The organism is Burkholderia sp. Ax-1724, from assembly GCF_011752995.1.
Taxonomy (GTDB): Bacteria; Pseudomonadota; Gammaproteobacteria; order Burkholderiales; family Burkholderiaceae; genus Paraburkholderia.
Genome location: NZ_VWWL01000026.1, coordinates 41,987 through 67,869, shown reverse-complemented (window position 1 = coordinate 67,869; position 25,883 = coordinate 41,987). Strand labels below are relative to the sequence as shown.

Annotated in this window: 22 protein-coding genes and 2 pseudogenes; 16 read left to right on the top strand and 8 right to left on the bottom strand. The window is 62.5% G+C overall.

The genetic code is table 11. The features are described 5' to 3' along the window. Nucleotides 1-40 precede the first annotated feature (40 nt). The 4 genes from F3J19_RS27020 to F3J19_RS27005 all read left to right on the top strand — a co-directional run bounded on the left by F3J19_RS27020 (nucleotide 41) and on the right by F3J19_RS27005 (nucleotide 4,586). A complete protein-coding gene (locus F3J19_RS27020; protein ID WP_167048576.1) occupies nucleotides 41-1,369 on the top strand; it encodes an MFS transporter in 1,329 nt (442 codons plus the stop codon). Nucleotides 1,370-1,584: 215 nt separating this feature from the next. Further along, nucleotides 1,585-2,823, top strand: coding sequence for a porin (locus tag F3J19_RS27015; protein WP_167048574.1), 1,239 nt, complete (start codon nucleotides 1,585-1,587; stop codon nucleotides 2,821-2,823). A 171-nt stretch (nucleotides 2,824-2,994) separates the two neighbouring features. Next, complete coding sequence (locus tag F3J19_RS27010) at nucleotides 2,995-3,792, top strand: alpha/beta hydrolase (RefSeq protein ID WP_167048572.1); 798 nt, start codon at nucleotides 2,995-2,997, stop codon at nucleotides 3,790-3,792. A gap of 356 nt (nucleotides 3,793-4,148) precedes the next feature. Continuing rightward, a complete protein-coding gene (locus tag F3J19_RS27005) occupies nucleotides 4,149-4,586 on the top strand; it encodes an SET domain-containing protein-lysine N-methyltransferase (RefSeq protein WP_167048570.1) in 438 nt (145 codons plus the stop codon). 155 nt (nucleotides 4,587-4,741) lie between these two features. Here the strand turns inward: F3J19_RS27005 and F3J19_RS27000 are convergent, their stop codons facing one another. Further along, entirely contained in the window at nucleotides 4,742-5,992 is a 1,251-nt protein-coding gene (locus F3J19_RS27000; RefSeq protein WP_167048568.1) for an MFS transporter, read from the bottom strand. Between the two features lie 116 nt (nucleotides 5,993-6,108). Further along, nucleotides 6,109-7,242 carry a mandelate racemase/muconate lactonizing enzyme family protein gene (locus F3J19_RS26995; RefSeq protein WP_167048566.1) on the bottom strand — a complete coding sequence of 378 codons (1,134 nt, stop codon included), beginning with the start codon at nucleotides 7,240-7,242 and terminating at the stop codon, nucleotides 6,109-6,111. Between the two features lie 115 nt (nucleotides 7,243-7,357). Here F3J19_RS26995 and F3J19_RS26990 point away from each other — a divergent pair, with 115 nt between their 5' ends. Beyond that, complete coding sequence (locus tag F3J19_RS26990) at nucleotides 7,358-8,092, top strand: FadR/GntR family transcriptional regulator (RefSeq protein WP_167048564.1); 735 nt, start codon at nucleotides 7,358-7,360, stop codon at nucleotides 8,090-8,092. 191 nt (nucleotides 8,093-8,283) lie between these two features. Then, entirely contained in the window at nucleotides 8,284-9,198 is a 915-nt protein-coding gene (locus F3J19_RS26985; protein WP_167048562.1) for an NAD(P)-dependent oxidoreductase, read from the top strand. A 151-nt stretch (nucleotides 9,199-9,349) separates the two neighbouring features. On the opposite strand, the gene F3J19_RS26980 is transcribed toward F3J19_RS26985, so the two are convergent. From F3J19_RS26980 to F3J19_RS26965, 4 genes are all read right to left on the bottom strand, one after another. Continuing rightward, complete coding sequence (locus F3J19_RS26980) at nucleotides 9,350-10,153, bottom strand: sugar phosphate isomerase/epimerase family protein (protein ID WP_167048560.1); 804 nt, start codon at nucleotides 10,151-10,153, stop codon at nucleotides 9,350-9,352. Between the two features lie 28 nt (nucleotides 10,154-10,181). Further along, nucleotides 10,182-11,081, bottom strand: a complete 900-nt coding sequence (locus tag F3J19_RS26975; RefSeq protein WP_167048558.1) for an NAD(P)-dependent oxidoreductase — start codon at nucleotides 11,079-11,081, stop codon at nucleotides 10,182-10,184. 54 nt (nucleotides 11,082-11,135) lie between these two features. After that, entirely contained in the window at nucleotides 11,136-12,527 is a 1,392-nt protein-coding gene (locus tag F3J19_RS26970) for an MFS transporter (RefSeq protein WP_167048556.1), read from the bottom strand. A gap of 71 nt (nucleotides 12,528-12,598) precedes the next feature. Beyond that, on the bottom strand, nucleotides 12,599-13,273 hold the full coding sequence (locus tag F3J19_RS26965) for a hypothetical protein (RefSeq protein WP_167048554.1): 675 nt from the start codon (nucleotides 13,271-13,273) through the stop codon (nucleotides 12,599-12,601). 117 nt (nucleotides 13,274-13,390) lie between these two features. Here F3J19_RS26965 and F3J19_RS26960 point away from each other — a divergent pair, with 117 nt between their 5' ends. Both F3J19_RS26960 and F3J19_RS26955 read left to right on the top strand, forming a co-directional pair. Beyond that, a complete protein-coding gene (locus F3J19_RS26960; protein WP_167048552.1) occupies nucleotides 13,391-14,308 on the top strand; it encodes a LysR family transcriptional regulator in 918 nt (305 codons plus the stop codon). Between the two features lie 440 nt (nucleotides 14,309-14,748). Beyond that, entirely contained in the window at nucleotides 14,749-15,036 is a 288-nt protein-coding gene (locus tag F3J19_RS26955; protein WP_167048550.1) for a hypothetical protein, read from the top strand. 1,205 nt (nucleotides 15,037-16,241) lie between these two features. Here F3J19_RS26955 and F3J19_RS32820 read toward each other — a convergent pair. Continuing rightward, a pseudogene (locus F3J19_RS32820) lies at nucleotides 16,242-16,379 on the bottom strand (transcriptional regulator); the annotation flags it as partial. 308 nt (nucleotides 16,380-16,687) lie between these two features. Between F3J19_RS32820 and F3J19_RS26945 the strand changes: the two are divergent. The 5 genes from F3J19_RS26945 to F3J19_RS26925 are packed head-to-tail and all read left to right on the top strand — an operon-like array spanning nucleotide 16,688 to nucleotide 22,006. Further along, nucleotides 16,688-17,359 (top strand): TetR/AcrR family transcriptional regulator, encoded by a 672-nt coding sequence (locus tag F3J19_RS26945; protein WP_167048548.1) that lies wholly within the window; start codon nucleotides 16,688-16,690, stop codon nucleotides 17,357-17,359. Further along, complete coding sequence (locus F3J19_RS26940; RefSeq protein WP_167048546.1) at nucleotides 17,356-18,321, top strand: HlyD family efflux transporter periplasmic adaptor subunit; 966 nt, start codon at nucleotides 17,356-17,358, stop codon at nucleotides 18,319-18,321. Before F3J19_RS26945 ends, F3J19_RS26940 begins: the two co-directional genes overlap by 4 nt. Continuing rightward, nucleotides 18,318-19,295, top strand: a complete 978-nt coding sequence (locus tag F3J19_RS26935; protein WP_167048544.1) for an ABC transporter ATP-binding protein — start codon at nucleotides 18,318-18,320, stop codon at nucleotides 19,293-19,295. Before F3J19_RS26940 ends, F3J19_RS26935 begins: the two co-directional genes overlap by 4 nt. Next, nucleotides 19,292-20,443: an ABC transporter permease gene (locus F3J19_RS26930; RefSeq protein WP_167048542.1), complete on the top strand. Its 1,152-nt coding sequence runs from the start codon at nucleotides 19,292-19,294 to the stop codon at nucleotides 20,441-20,443. The genes F3J19_RS26935 and F3J19_RS26930 overlap by 4 nt, the downstream gene beginning before the upstream one ends. Before the next feature lie 12 nt (nucleotides 20,444-20,455). Further along, complete coding sequence (locus tag F3J19_RS26925; RefSeq protein ID WP_240159269.1) at nucleotides 20,456-22,006, top strand: efflux transporter outer membrane subunit; 1,551 nt, start codon at nucleotides 20,456-20,458, stop codon at nucleotides 22,004-22,006. A 277-nt stretch (nucleotides 22,007-22,283) separates the two neighbouring features. On the opposite strand, the pseudogene F3J19_RS32815 reads toward F3J19_RS26925, so the two are convergent. Further along, nucleotides 22,284-22,421: pseudogene (locus tag F3J19_RS32815) on the bottom strand (DUF6402 family protein); the annotation flags it as partial. Between the two features lie 317 nt (nucleotides 22,422-22,738). Here F3J19_RS32815 and F3J19_RS26920 point away from each other — a divergent pair. The 3 genes from F3J19_RS26920 to F3J19_RS26910 all read left to right on the top strand — a co-directional run bounded on the left by F3J19_RS26920 (nucleotide 22,739) and on the right by F3J19_RS26910 (nucleotide 25,701). After that, entirely contained in the window at nucleotides 22,739-23,791 is a 1,053-nt protein-coding gene (locus tag F3J19_RS26920) for a LacI family DNA-binding transcriptional regulator (RefSeq protein WP_205193278.1), read from the top strand. Nucleotides 23,792-23,877: 86 nt separating this feature from the next. Beyond that, entirely contained in the window at nucleotides 23,878-24,291 is a 414-nt protein-coding gene (locus tag F3J19_RS26915) for a GFA family protein (protein ID WP_167048538.1), read from the top strand. A 33-nt stretch (nucleotides 24,292-24,324) separates the two neighbouring features. Continuing rightward, entirely contained in the window at nucleotides 24,325-25,701 is a 1,377-nt protein-coding gene (locus F3J19_RS26910) for an aldehyde dehydrogenase family protein (RefSeq protein ID WP_167048536.1), read from the top strand. Nucleotides 25,702-25,883 lie beyond the last annotated feature (182 nt).

Genomic DNA, 25,883 nt, shown 5'->3' with positions numbered 1-25,883 from the left:
TACGCTGTTCGATACGTCAACTCGTGCAAGGGTAAAGGACATGCAATCAAACAACGGCGGAGCCTCTGCCGCAACCAGTCGTGCGCGTCTGAGAAGCATCGTCGTCTCGGCGACGATCGGCAATGCGCTGGAGTGGTACGACTTTCTGGTCTATGGCTACTTCGCCAGCGTCATCGCGAAAGTGTTCTTTCCGGTGCACGACGAGTGGGTGTCACTGCTGCTGTCGATCGGCACCTTCAGCGTCTCCTTCGTCACGCGGCCGGTCGGCGCCGTGGTGCTGGGTCTGTACGCGGACCGTCGCGGCCGCAAGGCGGCGCTCACGCTATCGATCTTCATGATGACCGCCGGCACGCTGGTGATCACGCTGATGCCCGGCTACAGCCGGATCGGCCTGTTCGCGCCGCTCGGCATCCTGTGCGCGCGCCTGCTCCAGGGCTTCGCGGTCGGCGGGGAATACGGCAGCGCCACCGCCTTCATGGTGGAACACAATCCGGACAAGCGCGGCTATGCCGCCAGCTGGATGTTCTCCAGCCAGGGCATGTCCACCATCCTTGCCGCCTCCATCGGCAGTGCGCTGACCGCCGCACTGAGCGCGGAGCAGTTGCAATCGTGGGGCTGGCGGGTACCCTTCGCACTGGGTCTGCTGATCGGACCGGTCGGTTACTACATCCGCCGTCGGCTGGAAGAATCGCCGGAATTTCTCGCCGTCCACGCACGCACGACACCGCGGTCGCGCACCGCCGGCAGCGGACAGACGGGCAAGCTGCTGATCGCTACCGGCATCGTGGCGCTCTCCACGGTGATGACCTATGTGCTGCAACTGTACATGCCGCTCTATGCCGTCAGGCAGTTGCACCTGCCGGCCGCGCAATCGCTCGGCATCGTGGCGCTCAACGGCTTCCTCCAGTTCGCGCTGTCGCCCGTCATGGGAGCGCTGTCGGATCGCGTCGGCCCCATACGCGTCATGCTGACTACCGCGATGGCAATGGCCGTCTCGGTCTATCCGATGTTTCTCTGGCTCAAATACCACCCGACCATGGCGTGGCTGCTCGGGCTGGAAGTGATCGCCGGACTGTACAAGGCGGGTTATTCCGGACCCATGCCGGCATTGGTATCGGAAATCTTTCCAGTCGAAACGCGCTCGACCGGCCTGTCGTTTTCCTACAGCCTCGGGGTCACGTTATTCGGCGGCTTCTCCCCCTTCTTCGTGACCTGGGTCATCGGCGTCACGGGCGACACGCTGGCACCGAGCTATTACGTGCTGATGGCGGCGCTGATCAGCGGCGCCGCGCTCTCAGCGGTGGGCTGGCGTCGCGGCGAATGGCCGTTCGGGCGCCGACGCCATGTGGCAAATGCGCGGATACGCTGATGCCGCCTAGGCGGCAAGGCGTGCAACGTGACGCAGGACGCTCTCCGCCCGGCGAGTCGATGCCCAGTCATGTCGACGATGTTTCGACATGGCTTAACGTCAACCGCCGAAACCGTTTCGCTAAAAATTTCTTCCAGATAATTAGTATGTCTAATTTATAGATATTTGAATAAGATTATTCAATTCCAGAAAGACGACAACTCAAGGAGACGCGAATGAAGATTCAAAAACTACCCGCAGTCGTTGCGTTAGCGACGATCGGATATAGCGCGCAAGCCTTTGCGCAGAGCAGTGTCACGCTCTACGGACTGATCGACGCCGGCATCAATTTCACGAGTAACGTGCAAACCGCACGGCCCGCCAGCGGTCCGCAAGGCAATCACCAATACTCGTTCCAGGATGGCGCGACGGGCGGTATTCGCGGTAGCCGATGGGGAATCAGGGGTGTCGAGGATCTGGGAGGTGGACTTAAGGCGGTATTCGTACTCGAAAACGGCTTCAGCATTGGAAACGGCGCCTTGGCGCAAGGTGGCGCGGAGTTCGGACGCCAGGCATTCGTCGGATTGCAAAGCTCATACGGCACCCTGACACTGGGACGTCAATATGACTCCGTGGTCGACTATACCCAGTTATTCCAGTCTGGAGCGCAATGGGCGGGATACATGGGTGCCCACGCCGGCGACGTCGACAACGCATTGAACACCCGACGCATCAACAATGCCGTGAAGTTCGCCAGCAACGATTATTCCGGGCTACGGTTCGGCGGTTTATACAGTTTCGGCGGGGTGCCCGGCAGTGTTTCCCGTAACCAGGTGTGGTCGTTGGGCGGCGGGTATACGCACGGTCCATTCGGACTTGGGATGGCCTACCTGAACGCTCGCAATCCAAACCTGGGGTTCTACGGCAGCAATCCCAATAACGGTACGACTGCCGCGAGCAACAATCTTGGCTCGCTGGGGTCGGCAACGACGCCGGAGTCCAATCCCATCTATGCCGGTTATGCATCGGCCTCCACGTTGCAGATCATCAGTGCAGCGGGTTCGTATCAGATCGGTAGCGCAACGCTGGGACTGACTTACTCAAACGTGCAGTTTCGCGGACTCGGCTCCACGAGCGGGCCGAATCCGCTTGGTTACACAGGCAATGCGCGGTTTAACAACGTCGAAGTGAACGGCAGATATCAGCTAACGCCTGCATGGCTCGCCGGCGTCGCCTATATCTATACGAATGCAAGCGGCGCCGAAAACCGGAGCGGAGCCTTGTATCACCAGCTGCAAGCAGGGTCCGACTATTTCCTGTCCAAGCGTACCGACGTGTATTTCATCGTCGTTTATCAGCATGCGAGTGGAACCGACTCGCTCGGTCAGCCGGCGGTTGCTTATCTGACCGGGCAAACGCCATCGGCAAGCAACCACCAGCTTGCGCTACGCATAGGGATTACGCACCGGTTCTGATTGTCGACCCCACTGCTTCAAAATTCCAGCCACTGCTGTCGTACGGAAACGCATGCCCGCCTATTGACTCTCGTTCGAGCGATTGATAGCATGGCTTCACTTTCAAAACGCCCTCCCGGTTCGCCGGGAGGGCGTTTCGTTTTGGTTCCGCCATCTGAATGGAACCCTGAAATGAAAGTACCCCTTGAAATCCGTCCGGGCTCGGACGCCGACCTCGGCTATGTACAGTACGGCCAGGGCCCGATTCATGTACTGGTCATGCATGACTGGCTCGGGGACCACGCCAGCTACGATGCAGTCATACCCTGGCTCGATGGTCATGCGTTCACCTACGTTTTCGCCGATTTGCGCGGCTACGGGCAATCCATCGCATTGACGGGTGAATTCACCCTGGAGGAAATTGCCACCGATTGCCTCATGCTCGCCGATCGGCTCGGTTGGCCGCACTTCCACGTAATCGGTCACTCGATGACCGGGATGATTACGCAGCGCCTCGCGGCAGACGCGCCTTCTCGCGTCATCAGCGCAATCGCCGTGTGTCCGGTTTCCGCTGCCGGAAACCGGTTGAGTCCGGAAGCCCTGACTTTCTTTGCCAGCACCGTAGAGGACGACAACGCCCTTCGGCGGTTATTCAAGTTCGTCTCCGGCGGGCTTTCCGACGAGTGGGTCGATAGCAAGGTGCAATATAACCGCGACACCGTAGCGCCAGCCTGCCGGAGGAAATACCTCGACATGCTGGTCACGGCAAATTTCGTCGACGACGTACGGGGACTCGAAACCCCTTTCCTGGTCATGATTGGCGACAAAGATCCGGGGCTCGATGCGCTGGCCATGCAGCGCACCTTTCTCGCATGGCATCCGAACGCGGAGCTGCACGTTATTCCTGACAGCGGCCATTACCCGATGCAGCAATGTCCGTCCTACTTCGCCACCGTCGTCGAAAGCTTCCTGAAGCGCCAAACCGCCTGACGGGCCCAGGCAACACCCGCGCGCGGCGTCACGCCGTCACGTCGCGCGCAATCGTTGCGTCGAGGTCCGCGAAAGGCAGAGACGCGGCGTTGTCTGTCGTGCGCGTTACGATTGCGCGCCCAACGGATACGGAAGACACGAAGGAATGTCCAAAGTCAGGGTGCCGGTCGCATCGTCAAGGCGAAAGTACGAGTACGTCCACGGCAATGCTTAAATATCCAAAATAGTGGACATCGGCGGAATGGACGAATCCGGACACCGCATGACGATGCTCATGTTTCGCACGATTCAAATGCCGCCCAATGACTTATCCTCCGGCTATACTCGGAGCCTCTCTCCTCCTCGCGTGGCCCGGTATGAAGCGTGTCTCCGTACGGCAATCCTCTGTTCATGGAAAGGGCGTTTTTGCGCTTCGGGCGATTTCCACGGGCGAGCGCATCTTCGAGTACAAAGGTCTGGTGACCTCGTGGCGGGAAGCCGCCCGCCACTACGCGAAACGCGAGGAGAGCGGGCACACGTTCCTGTTCGGCCTGTCCGACGGACGCGTGATCGACGGCGGCCGCGGCGGGAATGGCTCGCGGTGGCTCAATCACGCGTGCATGGCAAACTGTGAAGCCGCCGAAGAAGACGGTCGCGTCTACATTGACGCGATCCGCGACATTGCGCCAGGCGAGGAGCTGTTTATCGATTACTCGCTCGAAGTACCGCCCGAAGAAGCCGACGAGGCGCGCAACGATTACGCATGCCACTGCAACACCAAGGATTGCCGTGGCACGATGCTCAACCTGGCCTGAACCCGACCGATCTGTTTCGCCGCGCGCCTCGACCGGAAGGCGGCGGCGCGGAGCGTCCGCATGGTGCATGCATACACGTCCGCACATCAGCGCGATATAACGCCACCGCAACGCCACCGCAACGCCACCGCAACGCCATCGCGCGAAGACCAGATTCACCCCTGCCTGGTCACCCGGCCAAACAGCAGCAGCGAGATACCGCCTAGCACGACAAACGCGCCCAACGTCGCGAAGCCGGGAATATACGAACCCGTCGACTGATACAGCATGCCCACCACGAAGCCGGCCATGGTGCCGCCACCGCCGGCGCCGATACCGTTGATGATGCCCGCGGCCGGACCCACGGCGTCCGGGTGCACGGTGCTTTGCACGATCGACCAGATGTTCGGCGAGAACGCGCTCGCATAAAACCCCAGCGAAAGCGTAATCAGGATCATCTTGGCCATCGCGCCGCCCACGAACGGGAGAGTCACGACGAGCAGGCCAGGAATGAGCAACCCGAGTCCGGCGATCAGGGTGCGCCGCTTCGTCCTGTCGCTCAGGCGTGAAAGCGGAATCGCCAGCACGACGGCGAACAGATAAGGGATGGAACTCGCGAATGCCTGTTCGAAGCCGGTAAAGCCGAGCGTCTTGACCGCGAGCGGAATCCACAGCGTGATGCCCCAGAACAGCGCCCCTTGCGTCAGGTAGCTGAACAACAGAAGCAGGAACGCGGGGCCGCCCAGCGAGGCGAGCGTCAACCGCTCTTTCTTCCCGGTCGAAACCGCGGGTTCGGGGAACGGCGCGGCGTCCTTGCGCGGCAAACGCCACAGATACAACGGCACGATAATCAGGAGTCCAAGCAGACCCGTGATATGAAACAGCGCGCGCCAGCCCAGCAGATCGTAGAACGGCGTCAGGATCATGAAGCCAAGACCGAGCGCCAGAAACTGACCGTAATACTGGATCAGGCTATTGGCGGTCGTCCGCTGCTCCGGGCTAAACCACGCTTTGGCGAAGCGCGATTGCTGCGGCCAGTAAATGCCTTCGGTCACGCCCAGCACGACGCGGCAAACGAGCAGCGTGGCGATCGAGCCCGTCGTGCCTACGACGAGCGTCGCAACCGACCAGATCGCCACGCAGGCGATCATGATCCACTTCGGATCGCGCCGGCGCGTCAACAGGCCGCCGAGAATGTTCGCAATCGTATAGCCGATCAGAAAGGCCGTCAGCGCCCAACTGGATACCTTCGCGAACTGCGGGCCATCGAAACCGAGATCCCGCGCCACGCCCGGCAGGCCGACCGACAGATTCGAGCGGTCGAGGTAAGCGACGAACAACCCGATCATCAAGGTGCCGCCAATCGACCACCACGGTGCCGGCACCGCCGCGCTCCCGCCTGACGGCTCCAGTCGCTGTGTTTGCATGCTGCTTCTCCTTCCCTTGTTGTAGCGCCTGATGCGCCGGTGCGCGTTGCCCGACCGCAGGCGCGAGCGGTCGCCAGGTCATCGGAATGCCTGGGAAATGGCGGATTGGAAATGAATCAGCGAACCCGAAATGCTTCGAGCGCGTCGCGGTCGATCTCGATGCCAAGGCCCGGACCGTCCGGAATAGCCATGCCGCCGCCCGAGTGCACGAGCGGCGTCTTGAGAATCGCCTGGCGGATCGGATGCTCGGTCTGGTCCAGTTCGAGAATCGGCTCGACCGGCTGCAGCGAGGTCGGCGTATGCGTCGGCAGCGTCGCCATCAGTTGCAGCGAGGCGGCGATGCCGATGCCCGTACCCCAGACGTGCGGGTTGTAGCGAATGCCGAAGGTTGCCGCCATGTCGGCGATCTTCTTGCATTCGCTGATACCGCCCGCGGCACACGTGTCCGGCTGCACGATATCGAGCGCGTGCGAGGCGAACACGTCGCGAAAACCGAGGCGGGTGAATTCGCACTCGCCGCCGGCAATCGGAATCGGCAGCGCGCGCTTCACCTCGCGATAGGCGTCGAGGTCTTCCGGGGGCACCGGTTCCTCGAACCAGCCGATATCCAGATGTTCGAGCTTGCGGCCCAACTGGATCGCCGCGACCGCGTCGTACGCATGATTCGCGTCGATCATCAGGCCGACTTCCGGCCCGATGGCCTCGCGCACGGCGTGCGCGGCGAGGACGTCGTCACGGATACCGAAGCCGACCTTCAGCTTGACGGCATGAAATCCCTCGCGGACATAGCCGGCCGCCTCTTCGGCGAGATACTCCAGCGGGTTGCCGCCTTCGCGCCGATACAGCCCCGTGGCATACGCCCGCACCGAATTGCGCAACGGGCCGCCGAGCAAGTCGTAGACCGGCACGCCGAAGTGCTTCCCCTTGATGTCCCACAGCGCAATGTCGATGCCGCTGAGCGCTTCGACCACGAGCCCCTTCTGGCCGTGATCGCGCAAATCGGCGTAAATCTGCTGCCACAACCGGTCCGTGTGCAGCGGATTCTGGTTCAGCAGCCAGCGCGACATGGCCTGCACGACGGCCGACGTCATGCGTGCCGGTCCATAACATTCCCCCCAGCCGGTCAGCCCGGTATCCGTTTCGATTTCGACCAGCATCGCGGTGCGGCCGGCGTACCAGGCGCGCGAATAAGCGAACGGCTGGGATAATGATGCTTCGAGAACATGGGTGCGAACGGCGCTGATTTTCATCTGGGCTCCTTGGCGAATTGATTGACTGGCATCGCCTCGGTACGGCAAGCCTAGATCGATGTATTAAATATTATTATATAATTCACTCACCTTTTAAGCGGGAAAACCCCAGGCCATGATGTTGAAAGGTCCCTTGCCCAAAACGCGCACCGAACAGGTAGTGGATGCGCTTGGGCGCGAAATCGTCTCCGGGAAGCTGGAGCCTGACAGTCCGCTGCCGGCAGAAGAGAACCTGCTGGCGCAGTACGGCGTGAGCCGGACGGTGCTGCGCGAAGCGCTGCAGGTTCTGGCCGCCAAAGGGCTGATCGAGTCGCGCCAGAAACGCGGCACGCTGGTGACAGCACCGCCGAACTGGCATCAGCTCGACCCGGCCGTGCTCGGCTGGCACAGCCAGCTCAGCGCAAACGCACCAGTGCTGGTGGATCTGATCGAAATGCGCCGGCTCGTCGAGCCGTCCGCGGCGGCCCTGGCGGCGACCCGCTCCGGACCGGAAGACAAGACGCGGCTCGCGTCGGCGTATGAAGCGATGGCCACGGGCGCGCACACCGACGACACCGAAGGCTTCATCAAAGCCGATCTGGAGTTCCACACGGCCATCCTGCTCGCCGCGCACAACCGCTTCCTGTTGCCGCTGGCCCATGCGATCCGCGCGACGATGCTGGCATCGCTGCATCTGACCAATTCGCGCGCGGAAGAAAACCACGCGATCTCATTGCCGCTTCACAAGGCGATTCTCGACGCCATTCTCGCGGGTGACGGGCCCGGCGCGCACCGCGCAATGCTCGAACATCTCGACGACACGGAAATGCGCAGGCTGCGCTCCGCGCAGCAGCAAACGGACGACGAGTAACGCCGCTGCGCCCACTGCCCGCTGCTCGAGGCGCGATGCGGCCGTGATGGTCTGATCGGCTTGCCCCTGCCGTTGTGCGAATCGCTGACGCAAATGCCGATACGCCTCACAATGCGGGGCACGCATTGGAAATGCCGCCGTATTGACGCGCACGCATCTTCCCGTTATCTCCCTCACCCTGGAGCGGTCCTATGCAAACAGCAGTCGGATTCATTGGTCTCGGCGTCATGGGCACGCCGATGGCGCTCAACCTCGTGCGGGCCGGCACGCCGCTCGTCGCCTGGAGCCGCTCCCAGGGACACTACGGCACGTTGCGCGACGCCGGTGCGCAAGTCGTCAAGGAAGCCGGCGAGGTCTTCGCGCAGTGCCGGACCGTGATCCTCATGCTCGCCAACGATCCCGCGATCGATGCCGTTCTTGGCCGCGGCACGCCGGCATTCGGCGCGCGCGTCGGCGGCCATACGATCGTCAACATGGGGACCACGTCGGCCGGATATTCCCAGGCGCTGGCGGCCGAGATCGAGGCGGCGGGCGGCCGTTACGTCGAGGCGCCCGTTTCGGGCTCGCGCAAGCCCGCCGAAGCGGGCCAGCTCGTCGTCATGCTCGCAGGCGCCGCCGCCGATGTCGAAGCAGTGCGTGCGCTCGTCAAGCCGCTGTGTCGCGACAGCTTCGTGTGCGGTGCGGTGCCGTCGGCCCTGACGATGAAACTCGCCGTCAATCTGTTTCTCATCACCATGGTCACGGGTTTGACCGAGGCCATACACTTCGCCGAGCGCCACGGCATCGATCTCGCGCAGTTCGCCAATGTGCTCAATGCCGGACCGATGGCCAGCGACGTATCGCGCGTGAAGCTGGACAAGCTGGCCACGCAGAACTTTTCGGTGCAGGCCGCCATCACCGACGTGCTGAAGAACAGTCGCCTCGTGGCCGAGGCCGCGAGAGACGCGAGTATTGCGTCGCCGCTGCTCGACCTCTGCCACGCGCTTTATGGCGAAACCGAAGCACTCGGCCACGGGCAACAGGACATGATCGCGGTCATCCGCGCGATCGAGCAGCGTACCGACCGCGGCACGCCGGCAAACCAGCCGTCCGGGCCGCAAAGCTGAGCACCGCGCGCGCCATCCGATAACGCGATGCATACGGCACCGGCGGCACTTACAGCCCCCGGAGCCTGACCCGGCATCGCGCAAGACCAAGCGGCCAGCCTTGCGGTTGCCGCCCGTGCTTGCCGGTCTCAGCCTCTCCCCGCGCGCGTTATCACCAGCCTTGCGCGCGCAGCCTCTCGAGAGAAGCGCGCAGGTCCTCGATCGGGCGCGCGCTGATAATCTCCAGCACCACGTCCCCCGCGAATTGCATATCCGCGAGTTGCCGGCGTATCGCCTCGAAGTCGATGTCGCCCGAACCGATCGGCGCATGCTGCCATTTGCCCTTGCCCGCATCCGAAAGATGCACGACCGCGACGCGCGGCGAGAGCAACGCGAGTCCGTCCACGGGGTCTTCTCCTATCGCGGCCGCGTTGGCGACGTCATAGAGCACGTCCACATTGCCGAAGTCGTGTCGGTCGAGAAACTGCGCAAGCGCCGCAGCCGTATCCAGCAGGCAGCCGGGAATGTTCTCGATCAGGATGCGCATGCCGAGCTCGCCCGCGCGATGCGCAAGCCGTTCGAGCGCTTGCGAGTACACCTGAAGAAGACGCTCGTCGGGCGGCGGCAGAAGCATATGCTTGCGGCCCGAGTTGATCGTGAGCCACTTCGCGTTCACCGCATGCGCCAGCGACATCGCCTGTTCGTAGGTCGCCATCGCGAACTCCACGGCAGCGGGCGTCGAGCTTGCGATATTGATGTCGCTGCTCGGCAGATCGACGGCGATCACGCGTGCGCCGCACGCATCGAGCGCACGCTGCAGCGGCGGCAACGCGGCCTGCCAGGTCCACGGGTCCAGATGCGGGGCCATCGCCATCAACTGGAAATCGCGAAAGCCAAGCTCAGAAAACGCAGCAATGGCGCCTGCCGCATCATGCGTCCATACAGTGCCGAAGGTATGCGCGCCCAATAACTTCATGTGATGTTCTCCCGGATAAGCTGGATCGTCAGGCGACGAGCGCCACGCGATAATGTTCGACTGTCCGACGCAGACCCTCGCGAACCGGCGTCAGAGGCAGCGCGCCGAGCACGTCCTCGCCGGTCGCGCCAATCGCCGTCGACAGACTGGGCATCGGCGGACCTTCCGCGCGAATGTCCGCCGCGGGATCGATGCGACGCAATTCGTCGATCACGTCGCTCATGTCGGTGCTATGCCCCGGCTGATTAACCACGTGAGCGCCATCGAAGCTGCGCAGTAGCGCACGCTCGTAGGCCGCCGCGACATCGCCGACGAACACGAGGCCCGAGCGTCCCGTATAGGGAATGACATACGGTTCGCCCCGCGCCACCGCGCGGCAGGCGAGCGTCGGGCCCGCCGTGAGTCCCGTCTCGCGACCGGGGCCGTAAATGACGAACGGGCGAAAGCCGATGCTCGCGATGCCGTGGTCGAGCCAATATGCGCGCGCCGATCCCTCGTTCGCGAGTTTGAACGCGCCATAGTGCGTGGTCGGAAAAGGCACCTCGGGATCATCGGGTCCGTAGACGCCGCCGCTGCTCGAATAGAGTACCTTGCGAATACCGGCCTGCCTCGCGGCCTCGAATACATTCAGCGTGCCGATGACGTTGACCACCGCGCCCAGCAGCGGATCGCTCTTGCAGGCGGGCGTCAGCAGTCCCGCCAGATGGATGACGTGATCGCAATCGCGCATCGCGGCGCGCACGTCTTCCGCGCGACGCACGTCGCCCACGCGCCAGTCGAGCGTTGCCGCCGACGCCCCGAGCACGGCGGTCGCGATGCTTCGATCGTCACGCCATTCCATCAGGCGCACGTCGATGCCGCGCGCGATGAGCGCGCGCACGATCCACGCCCCGAGGAAGCCGCCGCCGCCCGTAATCAGTACCTTCATGGAGTCGCTCCTTCGCTGTCCTTCTCTATTCCTTCGCTATCGTTCTGGAAACGCTCACGCGCGTCCGGTAGGGTCGCCCGCGCGCACCTTGTCGGAAACGGCATGCGCCACCGTCCCGCTACCGTGCTCCTGCTCGACGATGTAGCGGCGCAGCGTGAACGGCAATGCGCCCATCAGCACCGTCGTGCAGCCGAGAACAAACAGCGCGGTGCCGAAGCTGCCCGTGCTCTGCTTGAGCCAGCCGACCAGTACCGGGCCCACGTAACCCGTCAGATTGCCGAGCGAATTGACGAAGGCGAAACCGACCGCCACCGCATTGGTTCCCGCCAGCACGAGGCCGGTCATGGTCCAGAACGCGGGCTGCGTCGCGTTGACGCCGATGACGGCGAGCGTCAGCGCCGCGATGTTGAGCACCGGCTGATTCAGCGTGTATCCCGCGATAAAGAGACCCGCGGCCGCGACCCATCCGGCGATCGCGTAATGCCAGACGCGCTCGCGCTTGAAGTCGGAATGCAGTCCCCAGAACACGACTGCGATGCCGGCGAAGCCATAAGGAATCGATGCGACAAGGCCGGTCTGGAAGGTGGACAACCCGAAGCTCTTCACGAGTTGCGGCAGCCAGAAGTTCACGCCATTCGTGGCGAGGCCGTTCAATGCGAGCATCAGCACGACGCACAGCACCTTCGGATTCGAAATCGCCGCGAGCCAGCCGCCCTTGGCGTGCACCTTGGCGAGCGCACGCTCGCCGTCCAGCACCTCGATGAGCCAGGCGCGTTGATCGTTGCGCAGCCAACGCGCCTTGAGCGGGTTGTCCGCGAGATAGCGCATCGTCGCGATACCGAGAATCACGGCCGGCAATCCTTCGAGGACGAAAAGCCAGCGCCAGCCCGGCAAGCCGTGAGCGCCATCGAGAAGCGTCATGAGGCCGGTCGAAAGCGGTGCGCCGACGAAGCTCGCCACCGGAATGGCGAACATCAGAAAGCCGACCACGCGCGCGCGGTAGCGCATCGGAAACCAGTAGGTGAAGTACAGCATGAGCCCCGGATAGAAGCCCGCCTCGCCGAGCCCGAGAAGAAAGCGCAATACGTAGAAGGACGTGGCGCTATTCACGAAGGCCATCGCCACCGAAATCAGGCCCCAGCTGATCATGATGCGCGCCAGCCAGCGACGCGCGCCGAAGCGCTCCAGCATCATGTTGCTCGGTATCTCCGCGAGGAAATAACCGATGAAGAAAAGCCCCGCTCCCGTGCCGTACGCGACGTCGGAGAGTCCGAGATCGGTCTTCATGGTGATGGCGGCGAAGCTGACGTTCACCCGATCCAGGAACGCCACGAAAAACAGCAGTCCGACAAAGGGCGATATCTTGCGGATCACAACAGACATCGTTTCCCGCTGCAACGGGGAATCGTCGGTAGTGCGAAAACTTGCAGGGGTTGCTTTAGACATGGGTCTCCTCCTTTTTTCCGCTTGAAATCCTGAGCACCAGCTGCGCTCAGAAAAGCGTGTGCATGCGAAGTTCAGCGAGCGTGCGACAGCAATTGCGAAAGCCGGTAATCGGCCGCTTCGATATCGAGTAGTCCTTCCGTGCGCAACGCAGCGAGCACGCGTTCGCGCGCCGCCCCGAGTTCGTCGAGACCGAGACCCTCCACGATGACGACCGCATCGAATACGTCTTCCCGATTGGGGCCTTTCAGCTCGGTCTCTTTCGTGCGCACGCTCGTCACGTCGGCGACGTTCGAGCCGAGACGCACGCTAATCACACCGTCGATGGCCGCGATGTCGTACAGCGCGCCGGCGCAAACGCGCATGACGTCGTCACGGCGGCTTGCGTCGAGCGTCAGGCGATAGGTCGAGCACGCGCCGCCCACCCCATCGCCCATGCCCGCGGTCACCACGCAGGCGCCGCGAATGAAATTGCGGAAGACGGGATGCATGCGCTTCGACCATTCGGTCGGATCGTTCAGGCGCGCGAGATAGCCCGGCGAGCGGAAGGTTTCGATATGCGCGCCGTCGTACAGCGTGAAGCAGCCATGCTTCGGCAGCGACCAGTTGACGTAGCGGCGCGCGGCAAGAAAGCCCGGAATGCCGATGCGCTCCGGCATATGCTCGCGCGTATGCCAGCGCTCGAACGCCTGCGTCTCGCCTGTTTCGATGTCGTGCCAGATGGCAAGGAATGCGTGGCCCGCGGCCATGACGTGTCTCCTGTGTTGCCGGCCACGCACGATGCGCGCCGGATCGTATGGCGACACATTACTATGAACTTGATCGGTTATTATTTATCGATCTGATATCACATAAATAACCTGAAGATGAATAATGAACTTTATCTTCGCGATCTGCGCGTGCTTTGCGCGGTCGCCCGGCGTGGGAGCTTCATTGCGGCGGCGACCGAACTCGGCACCTCGCCGCCCTACGTCAGCAAGCGCATCGCCGCACTGGAAGCCATGTGGGGCGTACAGCTCTTTCATCGCACGACGCGGCGCGTCGCCGTGACGGAAGACGGCGATATCGCCTACAGCCGCGCGCGTCGCATTCTCGAGGAAGTGGTCGAGATGAACGACCTGCTCGCCGGCGGCGAGCGCGAACCGCGCGGCACCTTGCGGATCAGCACCAGCCTCCGGCTCGGACGGCTGCATGTCACGCCGATTCTCTCGATGCTGCGCGAGCGCCATACCGGACTCGAAATCTGGCTCGAACTCGTCGATCGGCGCGTGGACCTCGTCGGAGAGAACTTCGACCTCGACATCCGCGTGGGGGAAGTCCAGGAAGCGGCCGTCATTCCGCACAAGGTGTCCGAGAGTACGCGCGTACTGTGTGCCTCGCCGAGCTATGTCGAGAAGCACGGAGCGCCCAAATCGCTGCCCGACCTGGTCCAGCACGACTGCCTGGCATTTCGCGATCGTCAGCAGGCATTCGGCGTGTGGCAACTGAACGGGCCGAACGGCGCGGAGTTCGTGAAGGTGACGGGGCCGATGGCGTCGAACCAGAGCGACATCGTGCGCGAATGGGCGCACGACGGACACGGCATCATCATGGCATCCGAGTGGGATGTCGCCGAGAGCATCGAGTCGGGCGCGCTCGTGCGCATCCTTCCCGATTACTCGCGCCCGGCCGACGTATGGGCCGTGTCGACCGCACGTTCTTCGGCTTCGGCAAAGGTGCGCGTGGCGATCGAGTTTCTGCGCCAGCAACTGGCTGCCGGCCCGTTTGCGCTGCGAAGGCTATAGGCTTGATGGCGAGTGTGCCGATCGATATCGTCCCGGCGGCGGGTTGCGCTGCCTCCACGTTCATCCCAGCCGTCGCGCCTGCCTTGCTGCTCCGCCTGCGTCGCTGGTGGTGCGAAGTCTCCGGCTATTGGATGATTGGAATGACGTAACGCTCCGGCGTCAGTCTTCGCCCCGATTTTGAGCGAGGCGATGATGACAAAGGAGTTGAGAGAGCAAGATCGATGTCGAAGAAGACAGCACTGTCGGCAATGGTAGCTTGACGTGTAGCACCAGTCGGCCCATTGTCTGGCAGGGTAATGTCTTCGCTTTAAACGCAAGCCCGAAGCAGAGACTATGCTGCGGGCGATGCGCCGCTGTTTCGGCGCATCGCCAAGGTTCATTCCGCACGCCGACGCTTAGTCATACTCCTTCCTGGCTACTGTCGCCAAAAGCAAAACCGGGTGTTACAAAAAACCGGCATCTTGCAGATTGCTTATGGCCGTTTCATCCACCCGTCGGCGTTGCACCTGAGCCTGTTGCCCGAGAGCCTGCATTTCGCTCAGATGTCTGCCGGCACCATCGACAAGGTTCTCAAGGTTTCCGGCATAAGGCGAAAGCTGGTTAAACGCTTCCGTGAGAAGCCGCGCGCTTTTTCCATCATTAGCTTCGTGCGCTCGGCCAATGTTGAATTGCATGACGTGAAGCGGAGATCGGCCTTTCGAATTCAGGGCCCGCAGCGCGTCGCCTAGCAGGGGCTTCCGGTCTGGGTTTGTGAGTCCCCAATCCCGCAGGATCCGGATCGTGTCCGTAGTTGGGTTCTTTGCAAGAAAGTGGAAAGCATTGTTCTTATGTTCGGAGGACTGGGCGGTCGGATCGGCTCCATTCGCGAGCGCTTGCCGAAGTTTAGCGCCATCCCCGCGGGCGATTTCATCGCGTGCCGCCGCATTCAACTTTTCCGGAGGAGTGTGGCCAACCCGCGTCATCGCTCGCCCCATTCTGGATACGCGCGACTCCCGGGATGGACCCGTTATCTGACCGTCGCCGGAGGCCCGCGATGGCCGTTGCTCATCGTACCCCAACGTATTCAGGCCTTCGATGAGCGTCGACGTCACTGAAACAGAGTCAACGGAGTGTCTCCGGTTCGAGGTAGATGCCGCAAACCCTGGCGGCAACGGTGGAACAGGTGGTACTTCCCCTCCTGGTTGACGATTAGATCTCAATAGTCCGCTTCCCATGCGGCGAAGACTCTGCAGTCTCCCTATGATGACCCCTTGGCTCTCCTGGCGCCTGATTGTAGGAGCTTGACCTTGATTCCGAGTCTCGTGTGTTTGCTCAGTATTCGCGGCTATGCCGCCTGGACTATGGCTGGATGACCCCGCTTTATTAATTGAACTCATGTATTTCACCTTTGAGAAGAGACGGTGGAAATCTTTGACATAAACGTCATCGAAATTAATGTGTGGCCGTTTGTCAGCGACAATTGAATCGCGAAGTCAACGCGTGCGATACGAAGAAAACCCTGCGCAACGCCTCGATGATCATGAAGGGCCGCGATTTCGAGAAAACATACAAACACTATCTTCTTTGCAGGGTCAAGAAAAAAAGAGTAGCGAAATTTGTGTGCGAAACGCGAATATCCACGGAGATAGATGACGCGTTCAGTGAGGCTCGTAATCACAGAAAAACATCAAAGTGCCTTGCAACCGCAAATCAAGCTTCAGTGGGCAAGCGGCACCACCTGCGCATCCCGTCGCTCCGCCGGTGACCATCGTCGAGATCGATGAAGAGACGCTCGCGATCGGCCTCGACATCTACATGCCCGAGTCCGATCAGACCTCACCGGACAAAGTGGCCGACAATCTGTCGGCGCCCGACGCGACTCTCGCCACCGCGTTGCGCGCCCTGCCCAGCCACGACACGATTCTCGCGGCTTCTCTGCGCGCGGCGCCGACCCAATATTTTGCGGCCTGCCTACGGTCGAAACCATCGAGAAATAGCGCAACACTTCCCCTGCGCGAACGAAGCCGAGCGGGATGACCGGCATCGAGGGCGTGACGGTCGAACCGCGATGCACCTTCCAGTCACATGGCACGCCGAAACATGGCATCTCCTTGACGGTGCGCACCACCGGATTGATCGTGCGATAGCCGACGTGTAGAGGCCGCTTCCGCACGCGCCAATTACATGCGACGTAATCGCGGCATGCCATGCAGCAGGTAAGCGGCAACGCGTCCTGCCCACAAACCGTGGTCCCGGCACACAGGCCCTCGCCACCACGCGGCCCACGCGCTAGGGTTTTCCCTCCTTCAACATCCGCGAAAGCGACCTACTATCAATGACTTAAAACTAACTAATTCATCAATTAGTGACGTGAGCCTACCCCAACCTATCCGCTCCCGCATGGGTCGCCGTCCTCATCCGCAGGACTTCGACGCGCGCGAACATCTGCTCGATGTCGCAGTCAGGCTGTTTGCCGAGCGCGGCATCGCCAACACGACGGTGGCGCAAATCGCGGCGGCGAGCGGCGTGACGTCCGCGATGGTGCATTACTGGTTCCAGACGCGCGAAAAGCTGCTCGACGCACTGTTCGAGGAAAAGCTCGTCGCCGCCTTCGCGGCGATCTGGGAACCGGTCGACCCCGAGCACGACGATCCGCTTGCGCTGACGCAAGGCATCGTCAAGCGCATGTTCGACGTCACCGAAAAAATGCCGTGGTTGCCCTCGCTATGGCTGCGCGAAATCGTCAATGAAGGCGGGTTGCTGCGCGAGCGCGCGTTTGTCCACATCCCCTTGCAGAAGCTCGCGGGGTTTGGTCAGAACATCGCACGCGGCTGCGCGTCGGGCCAGTTGAACGCGCAACTCGAACCGTCGCTGCTGTTCAATTCCGTGCTTGCCCTTGTGATGCTGCCGCAGGCAACCGCGAAGATCTGGCAGCGCCTGAACCCGAGCACCTCGTTCGATCGCGCAACGCTCGAACGCCATGTCGTCGCGCTGCTCACGTGCGGGATGAACGCAACCCCAACGCCCGCATCGACGCCCACGGCGCCCCACGCGAAAAGGAAGCCGTCATGACTCCGTCCGCGCTCAAAGCGTCGCTTGCCGTCGTGCTGACACTCTGCATCGCGTGTGCAGGCTGTTCGCGGCAACCGGCGAACACCTGGCAAGGTTATGTCGAGGGCGAGTACCTCTATCTTGCATCGTCGCAGGCGGGACAGTTGACCCAGCTCGCGGTTTCGCGCGGACAGACCGTCACGGAGAACACGCCGCTCTTCGCGCTCGAAGCACAAAACGAAACCGAGGCCGTTGCACAGGCCAACGAACAATTGCGCGCGGCACGCGCCCAGCTTGCCGATCTTGGAACCGGCAAGCGCCCGTCCGAAGTCGACGTGACGCGCGCCCAACTCGTGCAGGCCGAGGCGGACGCCGCGCGCGCCGCGACCCAGTACCATCGCGACGAACAGCAATTACGCGCGGGCGGCATCGCGCAAAGCCAGCTCGACGACTCGCGCGCGAACGCGCTGTCGAGCGCCGCGCACGTACGCGAGTTGCAAAGCCAGCTCGCCGTCGCGCGTCTGCCGGGACGGATCGAACAGATTCGCGCGCAGCAGGCGCAAGTCGACGCGGCCCAGGCCCAACTCGGCCAGGCCCAATGGAAGCTCGATCAGAAAAGCATCCACGCGCCGCACGGCGGCCTCGTCTTCGACACGATGTATCGCAGCGGCGAGTGGGTGCCGGCTGGCAGTCCCGTGGTGCGCATGCTGCCGCCGGAAAACGTCAAGGTGCGCTTTTTCGTGCCCGAGGCTGTAGTCGGTTCCCTCGCGCCGGGCCGCCGCGTATCGATCCATTGCAACGGCTGCGCGGCCGATATACCGGCCACGCTCAGCTTCATTTCGGACCAGGCGGAATACACGCCGCCCGTGATCTACAGCAACGAAAGCCGCTCGAAGCTCGTGTTCATGGTCGAAGCCCAACCCCAGACCGCCGATGCGCCGAAACTGCGGCCCGGCCAACCCGTCACGGTGACGCTGCAATGAACGCAACCGCCGGCAACACGGCCGACCCCGCCTATGCCATCGACGTGCACGGGCTGAACAAGCATTTCGGCGCGAAGCACGTCGTCAACGATGTCTCGCTGCGCGTGCAGCGCGGCGAGATTTTCGGCTTTCTCGGTCCGAACGGCAGCGGCAAAACCACCTGCATCCGCATGATGTGCGGCCTGCTCACGCCCGACTCCGGCAGCGGCACCTGTCTCGGCTACGACATCGTGCGCGAGAGCGCGCAGATCAAGCGGCGCGCCGGCTATATGACGCAGCGCTTCTCCTACTGGGACGATCTGACGATCCGCGAAAATCTCGACTTCGTCGCGCGTATGTACGAGATGAAGAACCGCCGCGACGCAGTGGATCGCGCGCTCGAACAGCTCGGCCTCGCGAGCCGCGCCAAACAGTTGGCCGGTGCGCTGTCGGGCGGCTGGAAGCAGCGCCTCGCGCTGGCCGCGTGCATGCTGCACGAGCCGGAACTGCTGCTGCTCGACGAGCCGACCGCGGGCGTCGACCCGAGCGCGCGCCGCGACTTCTGGGAAGAATTGCATCGCCTGGCCGCAAGCGGCATCTCGGTGCTCGTCAGCACGCACTATATGGACGAAGCGGAGCGCTGCCATAAGCTCGCCTACATCGCATACGGCAAGCTGCTCGCGCGAGGCACGTCGCAAGAGGTCATCGATTCGCAGGGGCTCGCGACATGGGCCGTGTACGGCCAGAATCTCGTCGAACTCGGCGAACAACTGCGCCGCTCGCCCGGCGTCGAACAGACGGTCGCGTTCGGTTCGTCGCTGCACGTGAGCGGCCCAGATACGCCCGAGCTGCATGCGACGCTCGAACAGTTGGCCCGCTCGAATACGACGCTGCGAATCGAAAGACAGCCAACGGGCCTGGAAGACGTCTTCATCTTCATGATGAACCGCTCGACCGACAACTACGCAACGCCTTCTACGGGTCAAGCATCGTGAACGCCGCCCGCCGCTTTCCACGCTTTTCTCTGACACGCTGGTGGAGCATCGTGCGCAAGGAGTTTCTGCAACTGAAGCGCGACCGCATCACGTTTGCGATGATCATCGGCCTGCCGATCATGCAGATGACGTTGTTCGGCTTCGCGATCAACACCGACCCGAAGCATCTGCCCACCGCCGTGATCGCCGCCGATCACAGCGAGTTCACACGCAGCTTCGTCATGGCGATGCGCAACTCCGACTACTTCGACATCGTCTCGACGCTGCCCGATGAAGAGTCTGGCCGCCGCGCGCTCGCGCAAGGCAAGGTGCTGTTCGTGCTGAACATCCCCGTCGGCTTCACGCGCGATCTCGCCAAGGGTGCGCATCCCTCGCTGCTCGTCGAGGCCGACGCGACGGACCCGACGGCAGTCGGCACCGCGCTCGGTGCGCTGCCGTCGATTGCGCAATCCGTGTTGCAGAAGGACCTCACGGGTCCGTTGTCGGCGCTCGCGGTCGGCCCCGCCGCATTCGACGTGCAGTTGCACCGGCTCTACAACCCCGAAAGCGTCACGCAATACAACGTCGTGCCCGGCCTGATGGGTGTGATCCTGACAATGACGATGGTCATGATGACGGGCCTCGCGATCACGCGCGAACGCGAGCGCGGTACGATGGAAAATCTGCTCGCCACGCCGGTGCTGCCGCTCGAAGTGATGACGGGCAAGATCGTACCTTACGTGGCGATCGGGCTGATCCAGGTGAGCATCATTCTCGCGGCGGCGCGCTTCGTATTCGGCGTGCCGTTCGAGGGCAGTCTGATCGCGCTGTATCTGTCGGCACTGCTGTTCGTCGCGGCCAATCTGACGATCGGCATTACGCTGTCGTCGCTCGCGCAAAACCAGTTGCAGGCCATGCAACTGACGATGTTCTATTTCCTGCCCAACATCCTGCTGTCGGGTTTCATGTTCCCGTTCGCGGGCATGCCGAAGTGGGCGCAAATCATCGGCAACCTGCTGCCGCTCACCTACTTCAACCGGCTCGTGCGCGGCATTCTGCTTAAGGGCGTCGGCTGGGCCGACATGTGGCCGCACGTATGGCCGCTGCTGATCTTTCTGTGCGTCGTGATGGGTATTGCCGTGAAGTTCTACCGGCGTACGCTCGATTGAGGATGGCCCGCCATGTGTTCCGCTTCCGCCGCCACTGCTCTCATCGCTTCTGCCGCTACCGCCTTTCGTGCTGTGATTGTTAAGGTCGCGGCTTGCCGTTTCGACGCACGCCGGCTTGCCGTGTTCGCCGCGAGCGCGGCATTGTGCGCGTGTACGGTTGGCCCGGATTTTCATCACCCCGACGTCACCGCCGTATCGAGCTATACCGCCGCACCGCTTGCGGCAAGCACGGTTGCATCCGACGGCCCCGGCGGCGGCGCGCAGCACTTCGTGCCGGCCGATCTGCCCGGCGACGGCTGGTGGCGCGCCTTCGGTTCGCCGACACTCGACGCCCTCGTGCAGCAGGCGCTCGACGACAGCCCCACACTCGCGCAAGCCCGCGCGAAACTCGACGAAGCGCAGCAGGACTATCGCGCGCAGGCAGGCGGCACGCTGTGGCCGCAAGTCGATGCGAACCTGTCGGCCACGCGCGAGAAAATCGATCCTGAGGCACTCGGCTTCGGCGCACTGACGCAGGGCCGGTCGTTTGCGCCGTTCACGCTGTACAGCGCGCAGGTTACGGTGTCGTACACGCTCGATCTGTTCGGCGCGAATCGACGCGCGCTCGAAGCCGTGGCCGCGCAGGTCGACTATCAGCAATACGAACTCGAGGCCGCGCGTTTGACGGTCGCGGGCAATGTCGTGACGGCAGCGATCCGGCGCGCGTCGCTCGCACGGCAGATTGCGCTCACCGAAGCGCTGCTCGCGGTACAAATGCAGCAACTCGATATCGCCGAGCGCCGCTATCACGCGGGCGGCATCTCCGAGGTCGATCTGCTGAGCCAGCGCACGCTCGTGCAGCAGACCCGTGCGACGTTGCCGCCCTTGCGCACGCAACTCGCGCAGACCGACCATCAACTCGCGATCTATCTGGGACGCGCACCAGCGGAACTGGCAGCCACGCACGACCTCGCCGCGCTCGATCTCGATACGCTCGTGCTGCCCACCGATCTGCCGCTAACGTTGCCTTCGACGCTCGCGCAGCAGCGGCCCGATATCCGTGCGTCCGAGGCACTGCTGCATCAGGCCAGCGCGAACGTCGGTGTCGCGACCGCCAATATGTATCCACGCATCACGTTATCGGGCAGCGCGGCGACGGAACGTGTGAGCGTGTCCGATCTGCTGACGGGCTTCAACGTGTGGAATTTCGGCGCGGGTCTCACGCAGCCGCTTTTTCATAGCGGCGAATTGCTGGCGCGCAAGCGTTCCTCGGAAGCGGCCTTGCAAGCGGCGCTTGCCGTGTACAGGCAAACCGTCCTGCAAGGACTGCAGCAGGTTGCCGATGCGCTGCGCGCGCTCGATCAGGACGCGCTCGCATTGCAGGCGCTCGACGATGCGCATCGCAGCGCGCAACGCAGCGCGGGCATCGCCGGCGAACGCTATGCGGCGGGTGGCATCAGTCAATTGACGCTGCTCGATACGCAGCGGCAGGAATTGCAGACCGGACTCGATCGCACGAAAATCGCCGCGCAGCGTTATGCCGATACTGCGGCGCTGTATCAGGCGCTCGGGGCTCGGCCTTAGTGCGTCAGGCATGTTGAAGCGCTGGCACGGCGTGGACAGGTATAAGTCAAGGCAGGATGGCGCGCAGCCGATCACGCCAGTTGGGCGGGATGTCGATTGTCCCCGTTCCCGCCAGTGACGCACGATTCGGCGCGATATAAGCCACTTTGTGAAATCACGCTGTTACATTCGGATGCTGTTGTACCTGCGTGCGCGTCGACAATGTATTGGACGATATTGAACCCGACGATTACCACGACGACAGCGACACCGATGCGACGCACTCGCGAAAGTATCCTCATTTCGGCACCCCGAACTTGATCGGATTGATTTTCACAACCCGGTAATCGGAGAATAGAACCCTATCGCCGCCCGCGTTGCGTGCGTCCTGCCAACGCCGGAAATCGCTATTGTGGACGGGCCATTGCGATCCCCCTTCGCGGGGGTCTTCACATACGCGATGTCTCTAGGTTGTTCCCGCCATTCCCCATCGCTCGGCGTATAGACGGATAATTTTTGTGCGCTCATGCAGTTTCAGAAAGGGTCTATGGAATGGCCCTTTTAGCACGACCGCCGTACGGTACATCTCAAAATTGCCGTGCTAATGCCGGTTCTTCCGCGTGTCTTATCCCTCGATGAACTGCCCGCGGCAACCATAACTCACCCCACGACCCCACCGACAAACGTCCGAAAACGATTTCGATTATAATCCGATCATCTTGAACGTCAGATCACGGATTCGGTAAGGCAGCCATGACACAGCGCATCAACATCGTCGGACTGGCCCAGCAACTGGGGCTGTCGGTGTCCACGGTCTCCAAGGCTCTCAACGACCGCCCGGACGTGAGCGACGCAACCAAACGCCGGGTGCGGGCCACGGCGCAAGACCTCGGATTTCTCCCCGACCCGAGCGGAAGGCGGCTACGCACCAAGACGTCCGAAACCATCGGCTTTATCCTGTCGCCTCAGCAAAGCGGCCTCGCGCATCCGCTCTTTCTCGATCTGCTGACGGGCATCGATCAGGGCCTGGAGAATTCGCCGTTCCAGCTCGTCATCGTCACCGGGCGGACCGTGGAGACGGAGATTGACAGCTTCCGCCGTCTTGTCGAAAAGCATCGCGTCGATGCGGTGATGTTCGGTCGGACACGGCGCACCGATCCCCGCATACGCTACCTCGAGGAACAGAAAGTGCCGTTCGTGACGCTGGGCAGAAGCGAGACAGGCGCGCCCTTTCCCTATGTCGACATCGACAGGACCGTGGCCGGCAGGAACGGCACCGCACGCTTTATCGGCCTCGGCCATCGACGCATCGGGCTATTGAATACGCCAGGCTATCTGATGATGAGCCACCATCTGCGGCAAGGCTACCGGGCCGCGCTAAGCGCCGCGGGGCTGCCCTACGAAGCCGGCCTGGTGATCGAAGCCGACTTCGGCGAGAGCGGCGGCCTGAACGGAGCGCGGCAGCTTCTCGCCATGAAGCATCCGCCGACGGCGATCATGTGCGGCCACGATCTGATCGCGGCCGGCGCCATGCAGGCGATTGCCGAAGTCGGCAAACGTGCGGGCACCGACGTCGCGGTGATCGGCTGCGACAACCATCCGCTCGGCCCCTATCTGAATCCGCCTCTGACGACGTTTTCCGCTCCCGCTCTCGACGCGGGACGCAGGATGGTCGAACTGCTCCTCGCGCACATGGCGGGACGTCCGGCCGAAGACCTGCAGGAGGTCTGGTCGCCCGAGATGATACTGCGGTCCTCTCACGGCGGGCAGCAGGAACCGGTTCGAAAAGCGGCCGCCAGAACCTGAACTCATCGTAGCGCCCTTGATATGGGTCATCTCGGCCGTATTTTGACGAAATCGTTTTCGATCATTTGGCCTATAAGGAGGAAATCGTGAAAGACCAGCAAGGTGGCTGCCTGTGTGGAGCCGTACGCTACGCGCTCAAAGGCCAGCCGCAAACAACCGTGATATGCCATTGCACGCACTGCCAGAAGCAGAGCGGCAGTGCGTTTTCGGTCAACCTGCTGATGCAGGAGAGCGACTTCGAACTGCACGGCGAGACTCGCTTCTTCGTCGATCGCGGCGATAGCGGCTTGTCGCTCCACCGTCATTTCTGCCCGACGTGCGGTTCTCCGATCATGACGAAAGCGGAGAACCTGCCCGGCATCGCCATCGTAAAAGCCGGCACGCTCGAACATATGGAAACGGCTCGGCCACAGGTCGAGATTTATACCGACCATGCGGCGCCTTGGTTCACGCCGCTCACGGGTGCGGCCCGCTTCGAGCAGAGCCCACCTGCCCAGTAACAAGGACTCCGGAAAAGGAAAGGAATCGAAATCATGAGCTTTCAGACAATCAACCCGACAACCGGCGAAGCCGGTCCGGAATTTCCGTTTCTCTCGAACGAGGAAGTCTTCGCGGCGCTGGCAACGGCGAACGCGTGCTTCCATGACGACTGGCGCAAGCGGCCAGTCGCCGAGCGGGCACGGATCGTGGGCCGCGCCGCCCGGATCCTGCGTGAAAAGCGCGACGAATATCAGCGCTATCTGACGCTCGAAATGGGCAAGGTGACGCGCTTCGGCTATATGGAAGTCGATCTCGCCGCCGATATCCTCGACTATTACGCCAGGAACGGCGAACGCTTCCTCGCCACGCGGACTTTGCCCGACGCGCCTGGCGCCATGGTGGTGTCCGAGCCGATCGGCGTCATCCTCGCGATCGAACCGTGGAACTTCCCCTTCTATCAGTTGGCCCGCGTGGCGGGGCCGCAACTCGTCGCAGGAAACGTGGTGCTAATGAAGCATGCACCGAACGTGCCGCAGTGCGCGCTTGCGTTTGCGCGGCTGTTCGAGGAAGCCGGCGCTCCGCTCGGCGCATACACCAACCTCTTCTGCAGCGTCGAGCAGATAGCGGACCTCATCGACGACTTCCGTGTGCGCGGCGTGGCGCTCACCGGTAGCGAGCGCGCCGGCATGTCGGTCGGTGAACGCGCCGGGCGCAACGTCAAGAAGACGATCCTCGAACTGGGCAGCAGCGACCCCGCTCTGATCCTGCCGGGCGCGCCGCTCGAACACGCGATCGAGCAGGTCGTGATGGGCCGCACCTTCAATTCAGGCCAGGGTTGCGTGAACATCAAGCGCGTCATCGTGGTCGGCAAGGAGCGCGGCGCACAGATGCTGACCGCCTTGAAAGAACGATTCTCCGCGATCAGGGTAGGCGATCCGACCGACGCGGCAACCGATATCGGCCCGCTCGTCAGCGAACGCGCACTGGCAACGCTGTTGCAGCAGATCGCCGATGCGAAGGCAGCGGGCGCGGAAGTCGTGTTCGGCGGCAAGCGCGTCGAGCGGCCCGGCTTTTTCCTGGAGCCGACGATCATGACGAACATCTCGCCCGAGAATCCGCTGTTCGACCAGGAAGCATTTGGTCCGGTCCTGTCCTTCTATGTCGTCGATAGCGAGGAAGAGGCCATCAAGCTCGCCAACGCCACGCGATTTGGTCTGAGCGGCTATGTTTTCGACGCCGACACCGCGCATGCTCAAAAGGTCGCGGCACAGCTCGATTCCGGCATGGTGTACATCAACACCTGCTTCATGGATGCACCGGAAACGCCCTTTGGCGGCACCAAGAATTCCGGCTTTGGGCGCGAGCTTTCGGAACTTGGTATCGGCGAATTTCTCAATCACAAGCTGATCAAGGTCACGGAGATCGCCTGAGCGCGGTACCTGTGGCGATCGCCCTGTGCGCGCCCGCTGGCGGCCAAAGCTGTTCCGGCGGGCGCACAATTTCAAAGCATGAAGCGCTTGCGCAATGCAGGCGCTTCGATCATGTTCTCGCCCGAGCATGCCGGTTCAGGCGTGCAGACTATCGGCCTGAAGAGCTGCGCGACGATGACGGA

What these genes read in the sequence shown, in the direction of transcription:
- F3J19_RS27020 (WP_167048576.1), top strand. Translation starts at nt 41, where the DNA reads ATGCAATCAAACAACGGCGGAGCCTCTGCCGCAACCAGTCGTGCGCGT.
- F3J19_RS26925 (WP_240159269.1), top strand. Translation starts at nt 20,456, where the DNA reads ATGTGTTCCGCTTCCGCCGCCACTGCTCTCATCGCTTCTGCCGCTACC.
- F3J19_RS26970 (WP_167048556.1), bottom strand. Translation starts at nt 12,527, where the DNA reads ATGTCTAAAGCAACCCCTGCAAGTTTTCGCACTACCGACGATTCCCCG.
- F3J19_RS26945 (WP_167048548.1), top strand. Translation starts at nt 16,688, where the DNA reads ATGGGTCGCCGTCCTCATCCGCAGGACTTCGACGCGCGCGAACATCTG.
- F3J19_RS27000 (WP_167048568.1), bottom strand. Translation starts at nt 5,992, where the DNA reads ATGCAAACACAGCGACTGGAGCCGTCAGGCGGGAGCGCGGCGGTGCCG.
- F3J19_RS26960 (WP_167048552.1), top strand. Translation starts at nt 13,391, where the DNA reads ATGAATAATGAACTTTATCTTCGCGATCTGCGCGTGCTTTGCGCGGTC.
- F3J19_RS27005 (WP_167048570.1), top strand. Translation starts at nt 4,149, where the DNA reads ATGAAGCGTGTCTCCGTACGGCAATCCTCTGTTCATGGAAAGGGCGTT.
- F3J19_RS26990 (WP_167048564.1), top strand. Translation starts at nt 7,358, where the DNA reads ATGATGTTGAAAGGTCCCTTGCCCAAAACGCGCACCGAACAGGTAGTG.
- F3J19_RS27010 (WP_167048572.1), top strand. Translation starts at nt 2,995, where the DNA reads ATGAAAGTACCCCTTGAAATCCGTCCGGGCTCGGACGCCGACCTCGGC.
- F3J19_RS26980 (WP_167048560.1), bottom strand. Translation starts at nt 10,153, where the DNA reads ATGAAGTTATTGGGCGCGCATACCTTCGGCACTGTATGGACGCATGAT.
- F3J19_RS26935 (WP_167048544.1), top strand. Translation starts at nt 18,318, where the DNA reads ATGAACGCAACCGCCGGCAACACGGCCGACCCCGCCTATGCCATCGAC.
- F3J19_RS26995 (WP_167048566.1), bottom strand. Translation starts at nt 7,242, where the DNA reads ATGAAAATCAGCGCCGTTCGCACCCATGTTCTCGAAGCATCATTATCC.
- F3J19_RS27015 (WP_167048574.1), top strand. Translation starts at nt 1,585, where the DNA reads ATGAAGATTCAAAAACTACCCGCAGTCGTTGCGTTAGCGACGATCGGA.
- F3J19_RS26985 (WP_167048562.1), top strand. Translation starts at nt 8,284, where the DNA reads ATGCAAACAGCAGTCGGATTCATTGGTCTCGGCGTCATGGGCACGCCG.
- F3J19_RS26965 (WP_167048554.1), bottom strand. Translation starts at nt 13,273, where the DNA reads ATGGCCGCGGGCCACGCATTCCTTGCCATCTGGCACGACATCGAAACA.
- F3J19_RS26975 (WP_167048558.1), bottom strand. Translation starts at nt 11,081, where the DNA reads ATGAAGGTACTGATTACGGGCGGCGGCGGCTTCCTCGGGGCGTGGATC.
- F3J19_RS26920 (WP_205193278.1), top strand. Translation starts at nt 22,739, where the DNA reads ATGACACAGCGCATCAACATCGTCGGACTGGCCCAGCAACTGGGGCTG.
- F3J19_RS26910 (WP_167048536.1), top strand. Translation starts at nt 24,325, where the DNA reads ATGAGCTTTCAGACAATCAACCCGACAACCGGCGAAGCCGGTCCGGAA.
- F3J19_RS26940 (WP_167048546.1), top strand. Translation starts at nt 17,356, where the DNA reads ATGACTCCGTCCGCGCTCAAAGCGTCGCTTGCCGTCGTGCTGACACTC.